Origin of the sequence: Halomicrobium urmianum, from assembly GCF_020217425.1 — an archaeon.
Classification (GTDB): domain Archaea; phylum Halobacteriota; class Halobacteria; order Halobacteriales; family Haloarculaceae; genus Halomicrobium; species Halomicrobium urmianum.
The window spans coordinates 296130-319739 of sequence record NZ_CP084092.1 but is presented as its reverse complement, the minus strand read 5'-3'; the positions used below and the strand labels follow the sequence as shown (position 1 = coordinate 319739).

The window sequence follows — 23610 nt, the reverse complement described above, 5'->3', positions numbered from 1 at the left end:
TCTCCTGATCGGGACTGTGCCCTCACCCCCGAGCTCTCGTTATGGCCAGGGGACCTGCGGGGACTCGTAGAAGTTGACGTCCTGCACGTCCCAGCGGACGCTCTGTGCGGCGAGCCGGCCTTTGAACTCGTCCCAGTCGTCGGTCCTCGAATCGGGCGACCAGCCCAGCTCGGCGACGGCCGGAAATCGCGGGAACAGCATGAACTCGATGTCCTCGAGCGTCTCCAGCGTCTCCGCCCACAGTGCCGTTTCGGGGCCCATGATGGACGATTCGTCGACATCCTCGATGAAACTACCCGGATCCCAGTCGTAGGCCTCCTTGACTGGAGTCAGCCCGGCCCAGTCTAGTCCGAGCTCGGTGTCTTCGTCGTACTTCATGTCGAGGTAGGCGCGGCTGGCCGGCGAGGTGATGATCTCGTGGCCCTCCTGAGCGGCTTCGACCACTTCGGGCGCTTCCCGTCCGGGGTACCAGTACTGCGCGACCGTCTCCGTCGGCGGGTCGGGACCGAGGATCTGGTGCCAGCCCATGGGACGCTTGCCGTGTTTCTGGACGATCGACACGGCGCGATCCATGAAGTAGTTGTACTCCTCGTCGCTGATGGAGTGTGCCTCGTCGCCGCCGATGTGGATGTACGGACCGGGGGTCAGCTCCGCGACCTCGCGGACGACGTCGTCGACGAACTCGTAGGTGATTTCCTTGTCGATACACAGGGAGGTGTCGCCGACGTTCGTGCCGGTGTCCTCCTCTCGCTTCTCACCGTCACAGTTGAGTTCGGCGTAGGACTCGAGCGCCGCTCCGGTGTGGCCGGGCATGTCGATCTCCGGGACGACCGTGATGAAGCGGTCCTGAGCGTACTCGACGAGTTCGGTGTACTCCTCTTTCGTGTAGTACCCACCGGGACCGCCGCCCACCTCCGAGTCAGCGCCCTCGTCGGTGAGGTTCGGCCAGCTGTCGATCTCGATGCGCCAGCCCTGGTCGTCGGTGAGGTGCAGGTGGAGGTGGTTGACCTTGTACTGGGCGAGGTAGTCGATGTACTGCTTCACCGTTTTGACGTCGAAGAAGTGGCGCGAGACGTCGAGGTGGGCACCCCGGTACTCGAACCGAGGGTAGTCCCGGATCTGCACGCCGGGGACGGTCCAGTCGGCGGACTGCTCCGCGTCGGCCTCGACCTGCGCCGGCAGGAGCTGACGGAGCGTCTGGACGCCGGCGAACAGCCCTGCCGGCGCGTTGGCTCGTATCTTCACACCGCTCGGGTTGACTTGCAGGCGATAGCCCTGGTTCCCGACCTCGTCGGTCGCGCCGTCGAGCAGCAGCGAGATGCGACCGCCTGGCCCTCGAGGCGGCTCCGTAACGATCGGGAGGTCGTATCCCGTCGGCGTGCGCAGGAACTCGGCTAGGTACTCCGCGACGCCGGTCGCCGCTTGGTCGCCGGCGTGAATCGCCGTTTCGTCCGTTATCGTGTAACCGGACCCAGTCGACCTGGCTTCGACCGGTGCGGGCACGAGATCGGCAACGCGCGTGGAATCGTTTCCGCTCGATCCCCCCGCGGACACGGTACCCGTGCCGATCGTGAGGGCACCGACGCCACCGATAGCTCGCAGGACGTTGCGTCTCTCGATCGCGCTACTGTCTACCATACTGTTACTTATTCAGATCCAGTACACAAAAATATTGATGGTATTATAATATAAATCGTCACTTCGTGGCCGGGTGACGTCGGACGCGACTGGGGGGCTATCATCCAGCCCCCGCTGTCCTTCCCTCGGAAACTGCGAGCACAGATGGTCGCCTAGATCGTGTCGAAGTCCATCACCTGCAGTTCCCGTTCCTCCTTCCACTCGCCGCGGGTGAAGTCGGGGAACTTGACGGGTGCGCCGTCGTGTTCGATCGAGATCCGCGACAGGGGCCTGACGGCGCTCCAGGCGGCGCCGTCGTAGACGTCCATGTCGAGCGGGCGCCCCTGGTTGAACGCGTCGAACAGGCGGTAGATCTCCAGGAAGTCGCCGCCGCCGTGACCGCCGTACTCCTCGGCGATGTCTTCCATCTGTTGCCACAGCGGGTGGCGGTACTCCTCGTAGTACTGGTCGTAGGTCTCGTCGTCGACGAACCCGTGGCCCTCGCTGTCGACGGCCAGCTCGCTCGGGAACCCCTCGTGGTAGGCGTCAGATCCCGCGAGCTCGTTCTTCCGGCTGTAGGCGCGGTTGGTCTTGACGTCGAACTGGAGGTGGATCTGCCGCCCCTCGTTCGTCAGAATCTCCGACCGCGTCGTGTCGCCGTTGGCCCAGTCGTCGACGCCGTGGGCCCAGTGGTCCTCGGGGAGTTCCTGGGCGCGCTGGGTGAGCCTGCTCTCGGGGCTCTCCTGACTCGAGATGTACTCCAGTCGGTCGCCGCGGTTGATCCCCATGTAGAAGGCGAGCGGACCCAGCCCGTGGGTCGGGTACAGGTCGCCCTTGAACTCCCGGTGGTTCTTCGAGCGCCAGTCGTTCCAGTACGCCTGGAAGAAGTACTCCGCGACGAGGTTGTGGATGTACCCGCCCGAGGCGTAGTTCAGCTGATCTCCGAACACGCCCTCGTGGATCATGTTGAGGACCCACATCTCCGTGTCGAAGTAGTTGACGTTCTCCAGCATCATACACTGCTTCTGGGTCCGTTCGGCGGTGTCTACCAGCGACCAGCACTCCTCGATCGTCGTCGCCATCGGGACCTCGACGGCCACGTGCTTGCCCTGCTCCATAGCGTACTTCGCCATGGGCGCGTGTGCGCGATGGTGCGTGAAGACGAACACCAGATCGAGGTCGTCGCGTTCTACCAGGTCCATCCAGGCGTCTTTCGACCCCGTATACGTGTCGGGTACCTCGTTCGTTCCCTCCTCCTCGATCCAGGTCTCCGTCTCTGCGACCGGCTCCTCCCGGAGGTCACAGATCGCCTGTATCCGCCCCTTGTCCTCGTTGGCCATCGCGTCGATGAGCTGGGTCATCGACGACCCGCGATTGCCGAGGCCGATGATTCCCACGTCGACCGTGTCGATCTGGTCGGTGAGTCCGATGACGGATTCGCCTTTCCGCGGGGGCGTCTCGTCCGGCGGGCCCTGTCCCTTTCCGTTGTTTCCGTTCCCTCGTTGTCGGGCGCTTCCGGTGTGTGAGACGGTAACTACTCCCATAGCACCGGCCATACTCTCTAGGTACTTGCGTCTCTGCATGGTACGTCTCTACTGTTGACGGGTTGGGCAATAAATATTGCTGAAATTATATGATAGATTGACAATAATTGCCACTGCGAGAGCGCCATCGGCCGTACCAACGCGTTCGTCAACTGCCGGAGTCCTCGATTTGAGACGCACCGCAGAGCAATCGACCGCGATTTCGTACAGTACAGGTGCTGTACCGCCTCACGTGTGACGTCGGGGAACGAAACGGCTCGAGCAGTTCGTTTGTCATTGTCAAACCAGGCGGGGGCCGCCGTGACCACCGTCCCAGTTCGTCCTCAGGAACAGCAGTACGGCTGTTATCTCGCGGGGCAGTCCGGTTCACGTCGCCTGCAGATTCACCTCGACGATGTTCGCGGCCTGCCGTGCGTGATCGGGGAACGTCGATCGGAACCGCTCGCCTTCGAGGCGGCTGACTGGCGCCGAGAGGCTGATACCGCCCTGGATCGTGCCTTCGGTCGTAATCGGCGCTCCGACGGCTCGCAGGCCCTGGATCTGTTCCTCGTCGTTGAAGGCGATACCCCGGTCCCGGATGGACCGCAGTTCCTCGCGGAGCGCCTCCGCGTCGGTGATCGTCGCCGGCGTCCGCTCTGCGAACTCGCAGTTCGCGAGTATCTCCTCGCGGCGCTCCTCGTCGAGGTGCGCGAGGATCGCCTTACCGGCGGCCGAACAGTGGAGGTTCCGCTTCGGAACCCCCTTGTTCTGGATGTAGAGCTCCTCGCCGACCGCGTCGGAGCCGAACTGCTCGTAGAGCTGGATCTCGTACCAGTTGCTCTCGACGACGAGGTGGATGGCCTCACCGGTCTCGTCTGCCAGCTCGTCGACGACGGACTTCGCGGCTTTGTAGAGGTCGGAGCTCGCCCGGATGTACTCGCCCATCGGGAGCAGGAACAGGCCGAGTCGGTACACCCCGCTCTCGGAGCAGACGTAGCCCCGATCTTCGAGCGTTGCCAGGTACGTGTGGACCGTCCCTGGGGAGAGGTCGACCGTCTCCGCGAGCTCGGTCACCGTCATCGAGTCGTTGTCCCGCAGTGCCTCCACAATGTCGAGCGTTCGGTCGACGGATTTGATGCGTCGCGGTTGCCCGTTCTTCCCCATGACTGATAGTGTTACCAACATACAATAAATATTCGGGATGGTCAAATAACCGTCCGTATTCGGGGATAGATTAACCGGGTCTACGTCGATTGAAACGGCCTCTCCTCCCTACTGGTCTCCTGTTCTCCTCACTTGTGTCTAGCAGCTGTCTGAACCGGAACGGTGGGATGCTCAACTCGCAGTCATAAACGTACCCTCTCCAGTACGAACTCCCTACGGTCGGGCCCCGTCGCTACGCGACCCGAGACGTCGGGTCGTAGATTCCCCGCTGCTGTACGCCACGTCCGTTCGTCGGTGTCCCAGACGCCGCCGGGATCGTCGAGCAGTTAGAGTCAGTTTAATCCCTCCTGACAGTGGAAGACCGTGCCTGATTCCTCCGCGTGCCTCGGGTTCCGGTGGCTGCGTCAGTACGGCGGCGTCTCCCGGCACCGGAGGTCGACCACAGCGCGATGGGACCGGTGCCATCACCCGTCAATAGTAGAGATCGAACGCACCGATACACTCGGGGGGCCCCGAGATACCTCTCGACGGGTAGCTCGTTTCAATGTCTACTATAGCACCGCACCTGCTGGTTCCTTCGGTTTCGTTTCCTGATACAGAGTCGGCAGCCATTCGGCGGCAAACGAAGCGGTGCCCGGTGTCTTTGGAATAGTCAAACCTGCTCGCCCGCGCATTGGCGGTCCGTCTCGTCGGGTCGCGGCCGCCCAACACTGCGTCGGGTCGCGGTGTCGCTGCGTTCTACGCGAGATATCCGGCTCGGATCACTGATTGCCGGTTCGGTGGCCCGTTCACTGCTCCGCTACACGCTGGTAGCGGCCGCCCCGTCTCCGGCGGAGACGACGCTGGCGGTCAGTACCGGGCGAACGAATGGGAGAGAGGCCGCAACGCCAGAATTACAAATCGCCGATACCTTTTTGTCCTTCGCACCACCGAACTGATACATAAAAATGAGCCAGGTACGGCTTTCGAACGTAACCAAGGTGTACGACGACGAGCTTCTCGCCGTCAAGGAGGTGGATCTCACCGTCCGGGACGGGGAATTTCTCGTCATGGTCGGTCCCTCCGGCTGCGGGAAGTCGACGACGCTGCGGATGATCGCCGGGCTCGAGACGGTCACCGCGGGCGAGATCGCGATCGGTGATCAGGTCGTCAACGACGTGCGTCCCCAGGACCGCGACATCGCGATGGTGTTCCAGAACTACGCGTTGTACCCGCACATGACCGTGCGGGAGAACATGTCGTTCGGGCTGCGGCTCTCGGACGAGTACGACGACGACGAGATCGACAGGCGCGTCGACGAGGCCGCGGAGCTTCTCGAGATTCCCGAACTCCTCGACCAGTACCCCAAGCAGCTCTCGGGCGGTCAGCAACAGCGGGTGGCGCTCGGCCGCTCGATCGTCCGCGATCCGGCGGTCTTCCTGATGGACGAGCCGCTCTCGAACCTCGACGCCAAGTTGCGGACGCAGATGCGGACGGAACTCCAGCGCATCCAGGAGGAACTCGGCGTGACGACGATCTACGTCACCCACGACCAGACCGAGGCGATGACGATGGGCGATCGGATCGCCATCCTCAACAACGGCGAACTCCAGCAGGTGGCCGAACCCGAAGTCTGCTACGACCGGCCGAACAACGAGTTCGTCGCCGGCTTCATCGGCTCGCCGTCGATGAACTTCTTCGACGTCGACGTGACGCCGACCGACGGCGGCGTTCAGCTGGCCGGCGACGGCTTCGAGACGGCCCTCCCGGTGTCGCTGGACGCCGGCCGGTACACGCTGGGCGTTCGCCCGGAGGACCTGTCTGTCGCGACCGGCGGCGGCCACTTCGAAACCGTCGTCGACGTCGTCGAGCCGATGGGGTCGGACAACTTCCTCTACCTGCACCGGCCGGGGGGAGACGGGGAGATCGTCGCCCGCGTCGACAGCGAGTTTCACCCCGAACCGGGCGAGACGATCGCCCTCGATTTCGAACCGGCGGACGCCCACTTCTTCGACGAGGACGGCGAGCGGGTCCCGCTGGGCGACGAACCCGAACCGGTCACGACTACCTGAGAGCGATGATATACGATTCCATCGGAGCGACCGACAGCGAGTGGGCCGGCAAACCGTACGCGGCGATCCGGGACACCGCCGAGGAGGACGGATCCGTCCTCGTCGTCCCGGTTGGCAGTATCGAACAGCACGGCCACCACCTCCCCGTCGCGACCGACACCATCCTCGTCGACGCCGTCGTCCACGGCGGGTCCGAGCAGGTCGGCGCGGACGTACCGGTCCTGGTGACGCCGCCGGTCTGGACCGGGTTCTCGCCGCATCACCTCCCGTTCGGCGGCACCCTGTCGCTGGAGTTCGACCACCTCCGGGCGCTCCTGGAGGACGTGGCGCTGACCGGCGTCGAGAACGGGTTTGACGCGGTGTGTTTCGTGAACGGCCACGGCGGCAACGCGGCGCTCATCGACGCCGTCGTCAGCACGGTCGGGACGTCGACGGACGCCGAGGTGCTCGGGACGACCTACTTCACGCTCGCGACGGACGAGATCGAGTCACTCCGCGACAGCGAGACCGGGGGCATGGCCCACGGCGGCGAGTACGAGACGTCGCTCATGTTGCACCTCCGGCCGGACCTGGTCGCCGACGACGACGTTCGGGACGGGACAGTCTGGGACGAACACTACGACTGGGGCGGCAGCGATCTCCTCGACGCGGGACCGCTCTCCGTCTATCGATCGTTCGACCAGTACTCCGACTCCGGCGCCATCGGCTCGCCCGAACTGGCCAGCGCCGAGAAGGGCGCCAGCATCTACGACGTCGTCACGAGCGAACTCGCGGCCCTCCTCGTGGCGATCCACGAACACAACGCCTGACCGCCACCTACTGTCCCCTGTATGTAACAATAGAGTTTTAATTACCGGTGGGTTTATATATCGGCGGGAGAACAATAACGGCATATGCCGAACGACCCATCAAAAGCCCTCGAAGGGGAGAGTATCGACCGGCGGCGGATGCTCGAAGCGATCGGAGCGGGCGGCGTCGTCGCTATCTCGGGCTGTCTGGGCGGTGACGGCGGCGACGGCGACGGCGGCGACGGCGGTGGCGGGGACGGCGGGGACGGTGGAGACGGTGGCGGCAACGAGAGCGGCGGCGACGGCGGCCAGCAGACCATCCAGTTCCTGACGATGGGCGTCGGTGACAACATCGCGGCGTTCTTCGAGGAGAACAACGCCGCCTTCGAGGAGGAGTACGACTGCAACCTCGAGTTCACGAGCGTCACCTGGGACAACGCCCAGCAGACCGTCAACAACCGCGTCGACGGCGGGGAGGCGCCCGACGTCGCTCGCTGGCCCGCCCGCTGGATCCCACAACTCGTCGGCAAGGAGGCCCTCGTCCCCGTCACCGATATGATGGAGGGCGAGTTCGGGGAGAAGTTCTACGAGGGAATGGCGGAGGGGTGCATGTACCAGGGCGAGTACTACGCCGCCCCGTGGGCCGCGTCGAACAAGTGCTTCTACTACAACAAGGACGTCTTTGAGTCGGCGGGCCTCGATCCGGAGAACCCGTCGCTCGACACCTGGGACGACATGCTCTCGGCGGCCCAGACCATCACCGAAGAGACCAACACGCCCGCACTGGGCCTCGCAGGTGCCGACGCCATCGAGACCGGATCGCAGTACTACCACTACCACTGGTCCTACGGCGCCGACCTGATCGACGACGAGGGCCAGCCCGTCGTCAACTCCGACGAAGGGGTCCAGGCGCTGACCTTCTACTCCGATCTGCACCTCGAACACGGCGTCACGCAGTCGTCGCCGCTGTCCTCGACGCGCCAGGACATCAGGCAGCTGTTCGAGTCCGGATCGCTCGGCATGGTCATCGCTCACGTGTACACCGGGATCAACATCGCGGAGAGCGACGCGGACTTCGACTACGGGATCGTGCAGGTGCCGGAAGGCCCGGCCGGTCGCTACAGTCTGAACACGATCGACGGGATCTCGATCTTCGCCCAGACCGAGGTCGAGGACCTCGCGAGGGACCTGTTGCGGTTCTACTTCGACGAGGATCGCCACTTCGAGTACGCCAGCAGCAAGGGCTTCATGCCCACGGTGGAGTCGGTCGGTGAGCGCGACTACTTCCAGGACTCGAAGAACTGGGCGCCGTTCATCGAGGCCGGTCAGTACGCGCGCGCCAGGCCCAAGCTATCGAACTTCAACCAGTTCAACAACCGGATGGTCCAGGCGATCCAGGAGGCCCTGGGCGACCAGAAGTCGCCCCAGCAGGCGCTGGACGACGCGCAGGCCGACCTCGAAGAGATGATGCAGTAACAGATGGGTACCGTAGAGGAGTACACCGAGCCGCCGGCCGACTCGCGCCTCGAACGGGGCGTGCACTACCTGTGGCAGAACAGGCTGGCGTACCTGCTGATCGCACCGGCCGCGATCTTCCTATTGAGCGTCGTCGGGTGGCCGATCTTCGAGACGTTCCGCCTGTCGCTGTATCGCTCGCCGGCCGACGCCGCGATCGAGACCTACGTCGGGTTCCAGCACTACGTCGAGATCCTCAACAGCGACATCTTCTACCAGTTGCTCTGGCAGACGGGCCGCTGGGTTCTGCTCGGCGTCGCGGGCAAGACGCTGCTGGGCCTGTTGATCGCCGTTCACCTCCGGGGCGACATCCGGGGCCGGAAGTTCTTCCGGACCGCGTTCCTCATCCCGTGGGGGATCCCCTACGCGATCTCCGCCGTCGTCTTCCGGTGGATCGAGCACCCGCAGTACGGCTACCTCAACGCGATCCTCCTGAAACTCGGCGTGATCGATCAGGGAATGGGCATTCTCGGGAGTCCCGACATCGCCTGGCTCGGCGTCGTGGTGGCCGACGTCTGGATCGGGACGCCCTTCATGGCTATCATCTTCCTCGCTGGGTTGCAGTCCATTCCCGAGGAGCTGTACGAGGCCGCCGCCATCGACGGCGCCGAGAAGTGGCACCAGTTCCGCTACATCACGCTGCCCCAGCTCAAGAGCGTCATCCTGATCGCGACGCTGCTGTCGACGATCTGGACGTTCGTCAGCTTCGACGTCATCTGGACGATGACCGGCGGCGGCCCGATCAACACCACGGCCACGCTCGTGATCTGGATCTACCAGGTCGGCCTCGAGAACGGGAACCTCGGCAGGGGCGCGGCGTACAGCGTCATCGGGTTCCTGTTCCTGATGGCGTTCGCCGTGATCTACCTCCGGATCTACACTCGCGGAGGTGACGAGCTATGACGATGGCCGGCCAGCAGCGGAGCAGACTCAGGAAAGTCCGCATCTACGGCGTCCTGATCGCCCTGCTGGGGATCATGATGTTCCCCTTCTACACGATGTTCTCGAGCACGTTCAAGCCGGAGTCGGAGATCTTCTCCAGTCCGGCGACGCTGTTCCCCAACGACCCGTCGATCGAGGCGTACCTCGCCGTCTGGGGCCAGACCGACGTGTTGCTGTGGATCGGCAACAGCTTCATCATCTCGCTGGGCACTGTCGCGCTGACGCTGCTCCTGGCGATTCCGGCCGCGTACTCCTGTGCGCGCAACGAGTTCGTCGGCAAGCGCTCGTTCCTGCTGTCAGTCCTCGTCGTGCAGATGTTCGCGCCGGTGGTGCTGATCGTCGGCCTGTTCGACGTCATCACCAGCTTCGGGATCTACAACTCCTACCTCGCCGTGATCATCCCGGCCGCGGCGTTCACGCTGCCGTTCAACGTCTGGATGCTGTACGGCTACTTCCAGACGATCCCGGTGTCGCTGGAGGAGTCCGCTCGCATCGACGGCGCGAGCCAGCTGCAGATCCTCACGAAGATCGTACTGCCGCTGACCAAGCCCGCGCTCGTCGCCAGCGTCACGTACACGTTCCTCTACGCGTGGAACCGCCTGCTGTTCGTGCTCACGTTCCTGACCGACGCCGGGAAGTACAACATCCCGCGCGGGGTCTTCTCGATGGTCGGGGCGCTCCAGACCGACTGGCGGATGATGCTGACCGTGTCGGTCATCGGGATCATCCCGCTGCTGATCCTCTTCGCCTTCCTCGAGGAGTACATCGTCGCCGGCATGACCGCCGGTGCCGTCAAGGAGTGACCGGCGAGGCGGTCGCTCTCGCCGGGACCCTCCTCGGGTCTTCCGTCGTTCGGCCCGGAGTTTTACTACCGCTCCGTTCGCACTCGTCCTATGGAGTTCGCTGTCTGGGCCTATCCCTGGGACGTCCGCGACGAGGGACCGAACCGGGTCGCCGATCGACTCCGCGACGTCGGCGTCGACGAGGTGAACCTCGCGACGAACTACCACTCGGTTCAGGCGTTCGCGCCGCACAATCCGGAACGCCGGACTCACTTCGCGCGCGCCAGCGCGTACTTCAGACCCGGCGATGGCTACGGACGGCTCGAACCGATTCCCTACGACGGCATGGACGGCGACTGGGTGGCCGCTATTGCCGACGACCTCGAGGAGCTGACGCTGACGTCGTGGACCGTCGGCTGTCACAACTCGCGGCTGGGCATGGCCAACCCCGACGTCACGATCGAGTCGCCCCACGGCGACGACCTGGTCTTCGGGCTCTGTCCGTCGAACCCCGCCGTGCGGACCTACCTGACCGCGCTCGTCGCTGACCTCGCCGACAGGGCGCAGTTCGACCGGATCGAACTGGAGACGTTCGACTACTTCTACGGCACGGGGTGGGGGTGGCACCACCAGAAGATCCACGCCCGCCTCGGGACGCTGGGGGAGTTCCTGCTCGGCCTGTGCTTCTGCGACCACTGCCGCTCGGCGGCCGCCGACGCCGGGGTGGACGTCGATCGCGCCCGCGACACCGCCGCTGACACGCTGGACGCCGTCGTCGGCGGCGACGTTCCGCACGGACTCGCCCCGGAACGGTGGCTCCGTGGGCACCCCGAGGTCGCCGAGTACGTGGCCGTCCGGGAGGACACGCTCGTCGACCTGTACGCCGACCTCGCGGACGCCGCCGGCGACACGCCGCTGGGGTACTACGTCGGAATGCCCGAGGCAGGCCGGGAGTGGCTGGTCGGGGCGGACGTCGACCGCCTGGCGGACCACGTCGACTACTACTGCCTGCCGGCCTACGAGTCCTCTCGCGCGGCCGTCCTCGACGCCTATCGGACCGTCGACGCGCTCACGCCCGACGTCCCGATTCACGTCGGCGTCCTCCCGGGACACCCCGCTGTTCACGACCGGGCGACGGTCGTCGACGTCGTCGACGGACTCCGCTCCGCGGGCGTTCCGCGCGTGTCCTTCTACAACTACGGGCTCCTGCCCGAACGGTCGCTGGACTGGATCGACGCGGCGACCGCCTGATCCGAACGACTGCGATCCGGACGGCGGGGTGGCGCGGCGGTAAGTTATTTGCGCTGGCACTGCCACAGGAGCCTATGGAGATAACCGACGTGACTGCGATCACTGTCGACGTCCCGCTGGTCGACCTCGACGAGCGCCTCGGCATCGGTCCGTACGTCACCAACCACGGCCAGGTGGACTCGATGGAGCGGGTCCTCGTCCGCGTGGACACCGACGAGGGAATCGCCGGCTGGGGGGAGATGCGGACCTTCCTCTCGCCCGCGGCGACGGAGGCGATCATCGAGGACGGCATCGCCCCGCTGATCGAGGGACAGTCGCCCTTCGAGGTCGAGCGGCTCCGCCGGCAGGTGTTCATCGAGTACACCAACATCGAGCTGTTCTTCGCCGCCGTCGAGACCGCCTGCTGGGACATCGCCGGAAAGGCGCTGAAACGGCCCGTCTTCGAACTCCTGGGCGGGTCGACGGCGCCCCAGCAGACCACGGCGATGAACGCCGACGCGGCGGACGCCGAGTCCGCGACTGACCGCGAGGTCGAGTTCGCGTTCTGCCTCGGCATCCTCTCGCCCGAGGAGTCCCGGGTCAAGGCGCGCGAGGCGCTCCACGCGGGGTTCTCGGTCCTCAAGACGAAGGCCGGCCGCGACTGGCAACAGGACGTCGCCCGCATCGAGGCGATGCACGACGAGGTCGACGGTCGACTCGAGTTCCGCCTCGATCCGAACCAGGGCTGGTCGCTCGACCAGGCCGTCCGCGTGGGGGCCGCCCTCGAGGACTCGGGGATCTACCTCCAGTACATGGAACAGCCGATCCGGGTCAACGCCCACGACTCGCTCGCGATGCTCCGCCAGCGCCTCCGCCAGCCCATCGCCCCGAACGAGGACACCTACATCCCCAACAACCTCCGGTCGCTCGTCGACGCGAGGGCGATGGACGTGGCGGTCCTCGACCTGACCCCGGCGGGCGGCATCTCGGGCCTCCGACAGCAGGCCGCTATCGTCGAGGACGCCGGCGTCCCCTGCACGCACCACTGCGCGTTCGACCTCGGCGTCCGAACCGCCGCGGTTCTGCACGCAGTGCACGGTCTGCCGGGCTTCTCGCTCCCGCCGGACACGACGTACTACGGCTGGGAGGACGACGTCATCGCTGAGCCGTTCGAGGTCACCGAGGGCCGCATGACCGTTCCGGACGAACCCGGACTGGGCGTGGACGTCGATATGGACGCCGTCGACGAGTACCGGGTCTGACGTCGGACTGACCGGAGACGCGCCGCCACTTTCACGGCCTTCGTGCGTCGGCGACCAACCTTTTTGATCTCGCTCGCCGCAATTATCCCATGGCATACGAGACGCTGAAGGAGGGACTTAGTAACGCCGGATTCACGCTTCCGACGCCGTTCACGGAGGACGGGACGGCCGTGAACCACGACGCGCTGGCGGCGAACGTCGAGTTCCTCCGCGACGCGGGCGCGAGCCTCTTCGTCCCCTGTGGCAACACGGGCGAGTACTACTCGCTCTCCAACGACGAGCGAGCGGGCGTCGTCCGGACGGTCGTCGACGCGGTCGGTGACGACGCGATCGTGATCGGCGGCGTGGGAGGGAGCACGAAGAACGCGCTCTCGCTCCTCGAACGCTACGAGGCGGCCGGGGCCGACGGGGTCCTGGTGATGTATCCGAGGCACACCTACGTCCACGAGGACGGCATCCGCTCGTACTACGAACGCATCGCCGACGCGACGGACCTCGGCGTCGTGCTGTACAAGCGCGGGCCCCGCCTCTCGCTCGCGAACGTGGCCGCGCTCTCCGGGCGGGAGAACGTTGTCTGCGTGAAGTTCGCCCAGAACGACGTCGACCTGTTCGCGAAGGCCGTCTCCCGGACGCCCGGCGACGTCGTCTGGTCGACGGGCGTCGCCGAACGGTTCGTCCCGGCCTACGCGCTCGAGGGGGCGACCGGCTTCACGACGGGGATCGGGAACTTCGCCCCCGAACCCGTGCTCGCGCTCGCGGACGCCGTTCGAGCCGGTGATTTCGATCGGGCGAAACGGATCCGTGACGGACTGCGACCCTACGAGGACCTCCGGGACGAGAGCGGCGTGGGGAGCGACTTCGACGCCGCGAACAACGTCCCGTCGGTGAAGTACGGACAGGAACTGGCCGGCCTGTACGGCGGGCCGGTGCGGGAGCCGCTCGCGGAACTCCCGGACGAAGTGAAGACCCGCTGCCGCGAGTACTACGACCGACTGACTGATCTCGACCTCGACTGACCGCTCCCCGTCGCCCGACTCAGTTGCGCGTTCCAGAGCGGCCACGCTTCCCGGCTGTCCGGTCGGTCTCGCCGTCCAGCTCACCGCGGCGTCTCGGTCACTGCGGGGTCCCGCTCACTCGTCCGGGAACAGCCGCTTCGCGAGGTAGGCAGAGACAACCCAGTTCGGCTCGTTCACGGCCTCGTTTATCTTGAGGTCCGCTGCGACCGAACACAGGACGTAGGCCGCCTCCCGGGCGAGCCCGTGGTGGTCGTGGAGGTGGTCGACCAGCGCCTTCACTGCGCTCCTCGCCGCCTCTTCGGGGTCGTCGGAGATGCCCGTCGTCGCGAACGTCGGTTCGTCCCGACCCGACGGGGTGAACGGGCCGGTCGTCTCGAACTGCGGGGAGTCGAGGTCCAGGTCAGTGCGTACCGTGAGGCGAGCGGTGACCTGCAGCGGCGTCTCGATGGCGGTGACGCACACTTCGCCGTCGCCCTGGGCGGCGTGCCCGTCGCCGATGCTGAAGAGGGCGTCGTCGACTTCGACGGGGAGGTAGACCGTCGATCCTTCCGTCAGGTGTTTCACGTCCAGGTTCCCCCCGACGCGACGGGGTGGCCCCGTCGAGTGGGGACCCTCCGCGGCGGGTGCGACGCCGACGACGCCGGGGAACGGCGCGAGCGGCACCTCGATCCCCGCCTCGAAGTGGCCGACGTCGTCGTCGAGGTCCCAGTGATAGACGAACGGGTCGGGAAACGCTGCCGGGAGCAGGCCCTTGCCCGTCTCGCCCGACCGTATCAGCGTGTACCCCCAGTCGTCGTGGCCGACCTCGAGTATCTCGACCTGGAGGACGTCGCCGGGACGGGCGCCCTCGACGGCGACCGGTCCGGTGAGGTGGTGACCGACGAACTCGGTCTCGGGCAGGTCCTCGCTCCGCGTCTCCGGCGTGATACGCGGGCCGGAGTCGTTCAGACAGTCGAAGGAGACTACCTCGCCCGACTCGACGCGGAGCCCGGGGGACAGGGAGCTGTTCCACGACGTGTGCAGCGCCGTCTCGTGGCTGAGCGAGTGATCGACGTCCATCGATGTCCGATCCATCGGCTGGCGGGCTGAAAGCGCTTCTGGCGACCGCGACGGCGGAACGAGCTCTCGACGGGTTCGACCGCCTCGCGTCGAAGGGCGGGTAACCTTCTTTGTCCCTGCGGGGCTCTGTCAGACCGATATGATAGAGCTGTCCCTGGCCGACCGCCCGGCTATCGTCACCGGCGCGTCGAGAGGCATTGGCCGCCAGATCGCGGAGACCTTCGCCGCTGCCGGCGGCGACGTCGCTATCTGCTCCCGCTCGCGCGCGGACGTCGAACCGGTCGCCGACCAGCTTACCGACGAGCACGACGGGCGCGTCGTCCCAGTCGAGTGCGACGTGACCGACGCCGATGCGGTCCGCGACCTCGTGGACGTCGCCATCGAGGAGTTCGGCGACCTCCGGGTGCTGGTGAACAACGCCGGCGGTGCCGACGAATCGGCCGACCTCCTGCATCGCTGTGACGAGGAGACCTTCGAGCGGACGGTCGAACTCAACCTGAAGGGCCCGTACTTGCTGGCGCGCGAGGCGTTACCCGCGATGATCGCCGCCGGCGGCGGATCGATGATCCACGTCGGTTCGGTCAACGGCCTGTTCGGTATTGGACTGGCGGGGTACTCCGAGGCCAAGAGCGGCCTCCTGGCGCTCTCGCGTAACGTCGCGACCCACTACGGTCAGTACGGCGTCCGGTCGAACGTCCTCTCGGCGGGGACGATCGAGACGCAGAATCGCAAGGAAGAGATGGAGGACACCGAGGACCGATCGGGCGGTACGAGCGCGCGGGACCGCTGGCTCGACCAGTATCCGCTCGGTCGCTTCGGCCGCCCGGACGAGGTCGCCGACACCGCGCTCTTCCTCGCCACGGAGCGGTCGGGGTTCATCACCGGCGAAAACGTCGTCGTCGACGGGGGGCTCACGGCTGGTCTCCCGACGTCTTTCGTGAACGAGATCTATCAGGCTGACGAGGCCCCCAGCAGTCGATGAAGTCACGCTCCGGCCGTCGCTCTGAGTGCCCGTGTTTCGACTCGCTTCCTCACGGAGGCGCTGTTCCGGCGAGAGCAGACGAGTCTACCAGAGCGACGTTCCAGTGATCTCTGCCGGATTCGTCCGTCTCGCCTCTGCGAGCGACTGCCGTGACCGCGTTCTGTGAAACGAGACGCGACGCCGCCCACCGAGATCAGTAGCAACGCCCGTCCGAAGGAAATATAAGTTTACTGTAATATGTGTCGAATTGATTGTTTAGTTATCGATCGGTGCTGCTCCACTGCTCACGTCGGGCGCGGTGCGACGAACGTCGGCTGTTCGATGGACGATCATCGGATCGTCTGTGAGGCACGAAGGCCCCTCGTCTCCCCAGAAACGACTGACATCCGCTACGCGAAGTCTTCGACTCCGGGGCGACTCCCACTGCGCATCTCTGTCCGGCAGAACGAACGGGACCCGATCGATACAGCACGAATGTCCTGAATTATAGTTTTATATGGGTCTAACGTCCCGATAGCGGTGCCTCGACTGATCGATGTCACTTGCTCAAAGTAATTCTGCTGCGGAGTGAAACCGAGGACCGCTAGCCCGTCCAGATGATTAGTCAGAGAAACATAACGGGTGAACTATCAGGTCGCACTAGTATCGGCGTTTCACTGTCGACCACGGGTTCACCGTGAGTCCCGTCGTGGCCTATTTAGACCGGGCAGACCAACATGAACGGGAGGCAGAACCGATCAGTGATCGACCCGGTGGCCGTTGCTGCTCACTGTGATCCGGAGAAGCCGAGCGATCAGGGCGGCCGTCGAACGAACGCTTCCGACGGTGTCGGAAACCAACCAGATCCGTCGTACCACCCGATACAGCGACTCTGCGGCGAGAGAAACGGAATAGTCTATTTTATAACAACCGTACCTCTGTTATCAGATTTTCCGGTGTGTGCGGAAACTACACGTCGGGAGTTGCCGTGTTCGTCTGATCGTACGGCGCTACTGGGGCAGCTTCGGTGATAGAACCGGTCTGAGAGTGGGGATCTCGACCGTTCGTAGAAGTTCCCCGTCCTCAGCCTTCCGGTAGGACCGGACACAGATCGGCGGGAGACGTTACGGGGAGAGCAACTGGATCGGATGTCTCGTCGGCCGTTCGAGCAGGTCGTCCAGCTGGTCGAGACACGACGTCCCGCTGGCGACGACCGTCCGGTCGCGGGCGTCGTCGTCGGTGAACTGCTCCCGGAGCTCGTCGCCGACGGCCATACTCACGTCGTAGTACTGGTCCTTGTAGCCGAAGCTCCCGGCCATCCCGCAGCACTCGACGTCCGAGGTCAGCACGTCGTAGCCCAGGTCCTCGAGGACGGCGACGGTATGGGGCTCCAGGCCGAGCGTCCGCTGCTGGCAGTGGCTGTGATACGCGACGGCCTCGCCGTCGCCGCGGGCGAGCGCGTCGGCCGGGGCGCCATTCTCCAGCAGCCCGTAGACGAACTCCATGACCTCGTAGGCGTTCGACGCGAGGCGCTCGAACGACGCCTCGTCGAGGAGTCGCTCGTACTCGCGCTCGAACAGCGCGTGGTCGCTCGGCTCGATCACGACGACGTCGCGGCCGTCCCGGACGTGGGGTTCCAGCGTCGCCGCGACGCGCTCGGCGTGGTCGCGGGCCGTCGCCACCATCCCCTGTGAGAGCGGGGCGCGACCGCTCGACGGCGCGGGCGGCACGACGACGTCGACGCCGAGCGCTTCGAGGACGCGGACCGCGGCCTTCCCGCGCTCCACCTGCACGTGGTTGGTGTACAGGTCGGGGTAGAGCACGGCCCGTCGACGGGGATTCTCGACGGTGACGTCCCGATCAGCGAACCAGTCGACCAGCGTCTCGCGCTGGAACTCCGGGAGGTCCCGGCGGGCGTCGATGCCGAGGACCCGCTGCATGGCGGCCCGCGAGACGAACGCGTCTGCGAGCCAGTTGGAGACGGGCGCGAGCGCAGACCCGGCCTTCGCGACGGTCTCGAAGTTGCCGAACAAGCGCTTCTGCAGCGACGGCGAGCCCGTCTCCTCGTCGGGCGTGAGCCCGTCGACGAGGAAGTCGAACTGGCCCTCCTCGCCGCGGTGGTTGATCCGGTCGCGGACGACGGTGTTGATCCAGGGGATGTCGATGCCGACCGGGCAGGCGTCGACGCAGCGCGTACAGCCGGTACAGAGGTCGTTGAACTCGGCCGCGGTGTCCAGTCCCTCGACGCCGGTCTCCCAGCCGGTCGCGATGCCGCCGGAGTAGGTCTCCCCGCCGAAGGCGTGGCCGCCGACCTGCTGGAAGTTCGCACAGGAGTTCGAGCACGCGGAGCAGCGGATGCAGTACAGCGTCTCCCGGAGGTCGTCGTCCTCGCGCATCGCCGTCCGGCCGTTGTCGATCAGCACGAGGTGGAAGTCCCGGTCGTCGTCGTACTCCGAGATGGGCGTCTCGTCGTCGCCGAAATCGACTGTCGGCGTCCCGACCGGCGGCGTCAGCAGGGAGATATAGGAGGTGATGTCCTGCCCCGTCCCGGATCGACCGATCAGCTCTACGAACGGCTGGAGGTCCTCGACGCTGGGGATCACCTTCTCGACGCCGGCGACGGCGACGTGGGTGTCCGTCGCGGCGACGGTCTTCCGGGCGTTGCCTTCGCTGGTCACCAGCGCCATCGTGCCCGTGTCGGCGGTGACGAAGTTCGCGCCCGTCATGCCGACCTCGGCGTCCTCGACGAGTTCGCCGAGGTGCTCGCGCGCGAAGGTCGTGAGCTCCTCGGCGGTCTCCAGGGGCTCGTCGGGATCGAACCGCTCGTTGAACAGCCGTGCGATGTCCTCGCGCGACTTGTGGATGGCGGGCGCGACGATGTGGCTCGGTGCCTCGTCGGCGACCTGCAGCACCCACTCGCCGAGGTCCGTCTCGACGACGTCGACGCCGTCCGCCTCGAGGGCCTCGTTGACGTCGATCTCCTCGGAGGTCATCGACTTACTCTTGACGACCCGCTCGGCGTCCCGGTCGTCGACGACCGACCTGACGTAGTCGTTGGCGTCGGCCGCGTCGTCGGCTACGTACAGCGTGCCGCCCCTGTCCTCGATCGTCTCGCGGAGTTCGTCGATCAGTTCGGGGAGCCGCTCGATGGCGTCTTCCTTGATCGAGCGGGCCTTCGCCTTCAGTTCCTCGTAGTCCTCGAGGCGCTCGACGGACTCGTAGCGGCCCGCGTTGAACCCCTGCGTGTTCTCGCTGACCGCCTCGCCCTCGGCGGCCATCACCTCGCGGAGCCGATCGGCCTTACTCATCGTCGTCCTCCAGGACGATCACGCGGACCTCGCTGGGCCCGTGCGCGCCGCGGACGAGCGCTCCCATGTCGGCCGTCGCGCTCGGCCCCGTGGCGACGATGCCGCTGCCAGCGTCGGCGCGGAACTCGTCGCCGAAGCGGTCGAAGGCGGCCTCCATCCCGGGGACGACGTCGGCCTCGTCGACGACTGCCACGTGGCGGTCCACGAAGAGGCTCACGAGTTCGGTCCCGGTCTCCGTCGTCGGAATCACGACCGATCCGTAGTCGGCGATCGCGAAGGAGGCCGGCGTCACGCCGGTGTGCGCGGCGTCGAGTTCGGCCGGCGTCGGATCGACCGTCACGTCCGTCCTCGACAGGCTGGCGTCGACGCCGTCGAGCGAGACGCCGACGGCGGGTCCGCGGAGGTGCTCCGCGAGCGTCTCGCCGAACTCGTCCGGTGTCGTCCGCTCGCAGGGGACGTCGAGGGCGGATAGCGCCGACGCCAGGGAATCGATTGGCGTTGCTGACATGGTTATGTGGCCCACTGTACCGTATCACGGGGCATGTAACTTGCGGGTCGAGGGAACCGTCGGCGGATGCCGGAACTCCGTCCGCCTTCGCTCCCGGTCGGGCGGGGACTCCGCACCCGGGAGGATACCCGGTATTTATGACCCCCTCGTGCGAATCTTTTGCACGCACGGGAATAGGTACCGTCACTGCCCCTCTCATGGACCGTTAGGGCGAGACGTCCCGTGCCTGACCCCCTCACGTTATCTGCTCACTTCGCCGGCAGCCCGTCGACTACTCCAGTCCGACGTGCCGGCGGAACGACCGGTCGGTGAGCCACTTCCGGTCGCCCGTCGACAGGCCGTCGACCTGATCCAGCCAGTGCAGGGACTCGCCGTACTCGGCCTCGTCGCTGACGTTGGGGTAGTCAGATCCCCAGATCACGCGCTCGCGGCCGAACACGTCCAGAAACCGCCGGACCGCGTCGTGCATGTCCGCGTAGGGGAACCCCTCGTTCGAGCGGTGGACCACTTCGGAGACCTTGACGGCGACGGTGTCGTACTCGGCCAGTTCCTCGAACCGGGCGAACGTCTCCGCGTCGGTGGAGACGCCGGGCCCCGCGTGGGCGAAGTGGTCGAACAGGTAGGTCAGCTCGGGATAGGTCTCGACCAGTTCGAGAGCCTGGTCGAGCTGGGTGTAGTCACAGAGGATCTGGACGGCGGCGTCGGTCTCGCGGGCGGCCTCCCAGAAGGCCTCCTCCTCGATCGCGTCCCGGAGCCAGTCAACGCTCGGGTCGAACGTCTCCCACATCCGATCGTACGGGCAGGCGGCGCCCAGTCGGATCCCGAGGATACCGTCGACGGCCATGTATTCCCTGAGGCGGTCGGCCGCGCCGTCGGCGAACTGATCGAGCATCACGATGCCGTACAGCCGATCGCTCCCCTCGACCGCTTGCAGGGTGTACCAGTTGTCCATCCACTCGCAGATGGGATACCCCACGACGACGGCCTCGTCGATCCCGTTGCGGTCCATGTCCCGCAGCAGGCGGTCGTCGGTGTACACCGCGTGGACGTCGAACCCGTCGACGAGGTCGAGGATCGGCCCGTTGACCCAGGGGTGTTCCTCGCTGGCCGCTCCCCAGGCGTGCGTGTGCGTGTCCAGCACCATACGAGCGCCAACGGCCGACGGCGTACTAAGGGTTACCTGCGGCGTGGGAAGGGACGGTCCCGTTCACCGCGACGGGCAGTCGCCGTCACGGTAGTGGTTTCGTCGGCGATCCGTTCGCCTCCGGACACCGGTTTGCGCCGTTCGAACAGGCGCGGGCCTCCTGATCGGGGTCGCTACTCCTCGGCGACGACGGAGTTGGTCAGCGTCCCGATGCCCTCGATCTCGACGTCGACCTCGTCGCCGGGTTCGAGCAGTTCGGGCGGGTCGCGGAACACGCCGACGCCGCCGGGCGTGCCGGTCGAGATGACGTCGCCCGGGCGTAGCGTCGTGAACCCGCTGATATACTCGACTAGATCGTCGACGTCGAAGATGAACTCCTCCGTGTTCGAGTCCTGCTTCGTCTCGCCGTTGACGCGACAGGCGACGTCAAGGCCGTGCGGGTCGACGTACTCGTCGGGCACCAGCGTCGGTCCCATCGGCGCGAACGTGTCGAAGCTCTTGCCGCGGAACCACTGGCCGTCGTCGAACTGCGCGTCCCGGCCGCTGACGTCGTTGATCGCCGTGTACCCCGCCACGTAGTCGCGGGCCTCGGCCGCGTCGACGTCCTTCGCGGTGCGGCCGATCACGACGCCCAGCTCGACCTCGTAGTCGACCTCATCGAGCTCCGCGGGGTGGACGATGGGGTCGCCGGGATTGGTGACGGACGACGGCGATTTGCCGAACAGCAGCGGCTGGTCGGGCACCTCCTCGTCCTGCTCCTCGGCGTGATCGTGGTAGTTCATGCCGACGCAGACGATCTTGCCGGGACGAGGGACGGGCGCGAGGAGGCGGGCCTCCTCGGCCGGGACGGAGCTGTCGGCGGCGGCCTCGACGGCGTCCTCGACGACCCGGAGGAAACCGGAATCGGTCAGTTGCTGGTAGCTGACGTCCTCGCGGAGCCCCGCGAGCGGTACGATGTCGTCGTCGCGTCGAACGCCCCACTCCGGGGCACCGCCGGTAGTGTATCGGACGAACTGCATCGAGTGTGAGTGCCGGCGCCCGGAACCTAACTGTTGCGTTTATACTGCCGGCTGTGGCTATTCCGAGACATTCGCCACTCCGGGGATCGAACGCCTCTCTGGACCTGTAGCCGGCAGTCTCAGGAGTAGGTGAGATTCACTTCGATGACGTTCGCGCTCCGGAGGATCAGCTCGGGGATCTCCTCCGAGAACCGGTCGCCGCGCATCCGGCTCTTGGGGCCGGAGACGCTGACGGCGGCGATGGCGCGCCCGTCGTCGTCCGTGATCGGTGCCGCGACGCAGCGCATCCCCTTGACGCGCTCCTCGTCGTCGTACGCGTAGCCGCGCTCGCGGACCTCGTCGAGCACCTCGAACAGCTCCTCGCGGTCGGTGACCGTCGTCTCGGTCACCTCCGGCAGCCCTCGTCGGTCGACGATCTCCTCGACCTCCTCGCGTGGGCGATTGGCCATGATCGTCTTCCCCAGGGCCGTCGTCTGGAGCGGGACGCGCATCCCAGCGTGCGTGTCGAGCTGGACGGCGTCCGGGCCGCGGGCCCGGTAGAGGAACACGCCGAGCCCGTGTTCCTCGATCATGAGATTGGCGTGTTCGCCGGTCTTGTCGGCGAGGTCGTCGATCTCTGGGCGCGCGATCTCGAACACCTTCTTGCGGGACCGGGCCTGATCGCCGAGCTGGAGGAACCGGGTGCTGACGTGGTACGTGCTCCCCTCCTTGACGAGGTACTCCTCCGCCTCGAGCGTCTGCAGGTGATCGTGGATCGTGCTCGTGGGTCTGTCGAGCCGGTCGGCGATCTCCGAGACGCCCGCCCCGTCCAGTTCGCGGAGCGTCTCGACTATCTCCAGGGAGATCTTGGCCGCGTTCACCGGGACTGCATCGGGCATACTCACCAAGTCACCACTATCGATGAAAAGCCTTCCGCTACTACCGGATGACCTGTCGGCCTCCCGTCGGACCCTCGAGGCCGTCGCTGCGACGGAACACCAGGGAATTCGACGAGAACGGGAGCGCAGTACGGGGCTGTCCCGTCCTGTGCTGACCGGGCGCTGCCACCGGGCCTTCCGCGTCTACCGGATACACGATACTGGCCCAAAGACGTATCCGTCCACAAACAGTGAGTGGGAACATCTACCTTGGTATGGATGCCGGATACCTTTCTTTGCCGCCGAATTATCAGATACAGGTACCTCGTCGAATCCCGAGAGGCAACGTCTCTGGCACGGTCGCTCGTCCAGTTCGAGACAGGGCGTGACGAACCGGTTGGCCGCCAGTCGGCGGAGCGAGACCGAATCGCGTCGCCGTCGAAGAACCCGGTGCTCGAAGCGGCTACCGGCGACACCCGCTTGCAATTATCGCGAACCAGAACTCGGAAATTACCGTCTCATCGCGTTTCCCCGCCGGCGGTGATTGGGGCCGATCGTCTACTCGGCCCTCGACTGGTACTTCACTGACACCGTTTCGTCCCCCGCGCTGCAGCGTCGCCGCTCCGAGCCGAACTCCGGCGACGGCCGACCAGTCTCACATCGAAACGAGAGAACCGAGCCCTCCTAAACGTATCCCCTGTGAGTTACTACGCCTCTCCTACCGGGTGCGATATATTTGTGTACGGGTGATCTATTAACCACTACGACGCAGTCGACCCCGTGAGTGGAGGGCACCTGTGATTCCAGACGACAGTCCGATTCTGAACAACGAGGCTCTGATGGCACTGGGTCACTTTCCCCTCT

The 23610-nt window shown here is 65.8% G+C and carries 18 protein-coding genes; 9 read left to right on the top strand and 9 right to left on the bottom strand.

Annotation, left to right across the window (positions count from 1 at the left end; all coding sequences use genetic code 11):
• Positions 1 to 39: 39 nt before the first annotated feature.
• The 3 genes from LCY71_RS20395 to LCY71_RS20385 form a co-directional block, all read right to left on the bottom strand.
• Entirely contained in the window at positions 40 to 1638 is a 1599-nt protein-coding gene (locus LCY71_RS20395; RefSeq protein ID WP_225336403.1) for a beta-N-acetylhexosaminidase, read from the bottom strand.
• 152 nt (positions 1639 to 1790) lie between these two features.
• Positions 1791 to 3161, bottom strand: a complete 1371-nt coding sequence (locus LCY71_RS20390; RefSeq protein ID WP_225336402.1) for a Gfo/Idh/MocA family protein — start codon at positions 3159 to 3161, stop codon at positions 1791 to 1793.
• Positions 3162 to 3527: 366 nt separating this feature from the next.
• Positions 3528 to 4304 carry an IclR family transcriptional regulator gene (locus tag LCY71_RS20385; protein WP_225336401.1) on the bottom strand — a complete coding sequence of 259 codons (777 nt, stop codon included), beginning with the start codon at positions 4302 to 4304 and terminating at the stop codon, positions 3528 to 3530.
• Positions 4305 to 5251: 947 nt separating this feature from the next.
• On the opposite strand from LCY71_RS20385, the gene LCY71_RS20380 reads away from it, so the two are divergent.
• The 8 genes from LCY71_RS20380 to LCY71_RS20345 all read left to right on the top strand — a co-directional run bounded on the left by LCY71_RS20380 (position 5252) and on the right by LCY71_RS20345 (position 13890).
• Complete coding sequence (locus LCY71_RS20380; protein ID WP_225336400.1) at positions 5252 to 6355, top strand: ABC transporter ATP-binding protein; 1104 nt, start codon at positions 5252 to 5254, stop codon at positions 6353 to 6355.
• Between the two features lie 5 nt (positions 6356 to 6360).
• Positions 6361 to 7164 (top strand): creatininase family protein, encoded by an 804-nt coding sequence (locus LCY71_RS20375; protein WP_225336399.1) that lies wholly within the window; start codon positions 6361 to 6363, stop codon positions 7162 to 7164.
• An 84-nt stretch (positions 7165 to 7248) separates the two neighbouring features.
• Positions 7249 to 8619: an ABC transporter substrate-binding protein gene (locus LCY71_RS20370; protein ID WP_225336398.1), complete on the top strand. Its 1371-nt coding sequence runs from the start codon at positions 7249 to 7251 to the stop codon at positions 8617 to 8619.
• Between the two features lie 3 nt (positions 8620 to 8622).
• Entirely contained in the window at positions 8623 to 9561 is a 939-nt protein-coding gene (locus LCY71_RS20365; protein ID WP_225336397.1) for a carbohydrate ABC transporter permease, read from the top strand.
• On the top strand, positions 9558 to 10403 hold the full coding sequence (locus tag LCY71_RS20360) for a carbohydrate ABC transporter permease (protein ID WP_225336396.1): 846 nt from the start codon (positions 9558 to 9560) through the stop codon (positions 10401 to 10403). The genes LCY71_RS20365 and LCY71_RS20360 overlap by 4 nt, the downstream gene beginning before the upstream one ends.
• 90 nt (positions 10404 to 10493) lie before the next feature.
• A complete protein-coding gene (locus LCY71_RS20355; protein WP_225336395.1) occupies positions 10494 to 11633 on the top strand; it encodes a hypothetical protein in 1140 nt (379 codons plus the stop codon).
• A gap of 74 nt (positions 11634 to 11707) precedes the next feature.
• A complete protein-coding gene (locus LCY71_RS20350) occupies positions 11708 to 12874 on the top strand; it encodes a mandelate racemase/muconate lactonizing enzyme family protein (protein ID WP_225336394.1) in 1167 nt (388 codons plus the stop codon).
• An 89-nt stretch (positions 12875 to 12963) separates the two neighbouring features.
• Positions 12964 to 13890, top strand: a complete 927-nt coding sequence (locus LCY71_RS20345) for a dihydrodipicolinate synthase family protein (RefSeq protein WP_225336393.1) — start codon at positions 12964 to 12966, stop codon at positions 13888 to 13890.
• Between the two features lie 114 nt (positions 13891 to 14004).
• On the opposite strand, the gene LCY71_RS20340 is transcribed toward LCY71_RS20345, so the two are convergent.
• The gene (locus LCY71_RS20340; RefSeq protein ID WP_225336392.1) at positions 14005 to 14949 is read right to left on the bottom strand and encodes an acetamidase/formamidase family protein; all 945 of its coding nucleotides are present in this window, start codon (positions 14947 to 14949) and stop codon (positions 14005 to 14007) included.
• Positions 14950 to 15088: 139 nt separating this feature from the next.
• On the opposite strand from LCY71_RS20340, the gene LCY71_RS20335 reads away from it, so the two are divergent.
• Positions 15089 to 15931, top strand: coding sequence for an SDR family NAD(P)-dependent oxidoreductase (locus LCY71_RS20335; RefSeq protein WP_225336391.1), 843 nt, complete (start codon positions 15089 to 15091; stop codon positions 15929 to 15931).
• 1103 nt (positions 15932 to 17034) lie between these two features.
• Here the strand turns inward: LCY71_RS20335 and LCY71_RS20330 are convergent.
• The 5 genes from LCY71_RS20330 to LCY71_RS20310 form a co-directional block, all read right to left on the bottom strand.
• Positions 17035 to 19218, bottom strand: coding sequence for an LUD domain-containing protein (locus LCY71_RS20330; protein ID WP_225336390.1), 2184 nt, complete (start codon positions 19216 to 19218; stop codon positions 17035 to 17037).
• Positions 19211 to 19726 carry an LUD domain-containing protein gene (locus LCY71_RS20325; RefSeq protein ID WP_225336389.1) on the bottom strand — a complete coding sequence of 172 codons (516 nt, stop codon included), beginning with the start codon at positions 19724 to 19726 and terminating at the stop codon, positions 19211 to 19213. The genes LCY71_RS20330 and LCY71_RS20325 overlap by 8 nt, the downstream gene beginning before the upstream one ends.
• Before the next feature lie 271 nt (positions 19727 to 19997).
• Positions 19998 to 20867, bottom strand: a complete 870-nt coding sequence (locus LCY71_RS20320) for an amidohydrolase family protein (RefSeq protein WP_225336632.1) — start codon at positions 20865 to 20867, stop codon at positions 19998 to 20000.
• A 176-nt stretch (positions 20868 to 21043) separates the two neighbouring features.
• A complete protein-coding gene (rhcF, locus tag LCY71_RS20315) occupies positions 21044 to 21889 on the bottom strand; it encodes a 2,4-diketo-3-deoxy-L-rhamnonate hydrolase (protein WP_225336388.1) in 846 nt (281 codons plus the stop codon).
• A 119-nt stretch (positions 21890 to 22008) separates the two neighbouring features.
• Positions 22009 to 22767 (bottom strand): IclR family transcriptional regulator, encoded by a 759-nt coding sequence (locus tag LCY71_RS20310; protein WP_225336387.1) that lies wholly within the window; start codon positions 22765 to 22767, stop codon positions 22009 to 22011.
• Positions 22768 to 23610: the final 843 nt, after the last annotated feature.

Bases quoted from the DNA above. Each gene is read 5' to 3' on its own strand.
- LCY71_RS20395 (WP_225336403.1), bottom strand. From the start codon at position 1,638: ATGGTAGACAGTAGCGCGATCGAGAGACGCAACGTCCTGCGAGCTATC.
- LCY71_RS20390 (WP_225336402.1), bottom strand. From the start codon at position 3,161: ATGGGAGTAGTTACCGTCTCACACACCGGAAGCGCCCGACAACGAGGG.
- LCY71_RS20385 (WP_225336401.1), bottom strand. From the start codon at position 4,304: ATGGGGAAGAACGGGCAACCGCGACGCATCAAATCCGTCGACCGAACG.
- LCY71_RS20380 (WP_225336400.1), top strand. From the start codon at position 5,252: ATGAGCCAGGTACGGCTTTCGAACGTAACCAAGGTGTACGACGACGAG.
- LCY71_RS20375 (WP_225336399.1), top strand. From the start codon at position 6,361: ATGATATACGATTCCATCGGAGCGACCGACAGCGAGTGGGCCGGCAAA.
- LCY71_RS20370 (WP_225336398.1), top strand. From the start codon at position 7,249: ATGCCGAACGACCCATCAAAAGCCCTCGAAGGGGAGAGTATCGACCGG.
- LCY71_RS20365 (WP_225336397.1), top strand. From the start codon at position 8,623: ATGGGTACCGTAGAGGAGTACACCGAGCCGCCGGCCGACTCGCGCCTC.
- LCY71_RS20360 (WP_225336396.1), top strand. From the start codon at position 9,558: ATGACGATGGCCGGCCAGCAGCGGAGCAGACTCAGGAAAGTCCGCATC.
- LCY71_RS20355 (WP_225336395.1), top strand. From the start codon at position 10,494: ATGGAGTTCGCTGTCTGGGCCTATCCCTGGGACGTCCGCGACGAGGGA.
- LCY71_RS20350 (WP_225336394.1), top strand. From the start codon at position 11,708: ATGGAGATAACCGACGTGACTGCGATCACTGTCGACGTCCCGCTGGTC.
- LCY71_RS20345 (WP_225336393.1), top strand. From the start codon at position 12,964: ATGGCATACGAGACGCTGAAGGAGGGACTTAGTAACGCCGGATTCACG.
- LCY71_RS20340 (WP_225336392.1), bottom strand. From the start codon at position 14,949: ATGGACGTCGATCACTCGCTCAGCCACGAGACGGCGCTGCACACGTCG.
- LCY71_RS20335 (WP_225336391.1), top strand. From the start codon at position 15,089: ATGATAGAGCTGTCCCTGGCCGACCGCCCGGCTATCGTCACCGGCGCG.
- LCY71_RS20330 (WP_225336390.1), bottom strand. From the start codon at position 19,218: ATGAGTAAGGCCGATCGGCTCCGCGAGGTGATGGCCGCCGAGGGCGAG.
- LCY71_RS20325 (WP_225336389.1), bottom strand. From the start codon at position 19,726: ATGTCAGCAACGCCAATCGATTCCCTGGCGTCGGCGCTATCCGCCCTC.
- rhcF (WP_225336388.1), bottom strand. From the start codon at position 21,889: ATGCAGTTCGTCCGATACACTACCGGCGGTGCCCCGGAGTGGGGCGTT.
- LCY71_RS20310 (WP_225336387.1), bottom strand. From the start codon at position 22,767: ATGCCCGATGCAGTCCCGGTGAACGCGGCCAAGATCTCCCTGGAGATA.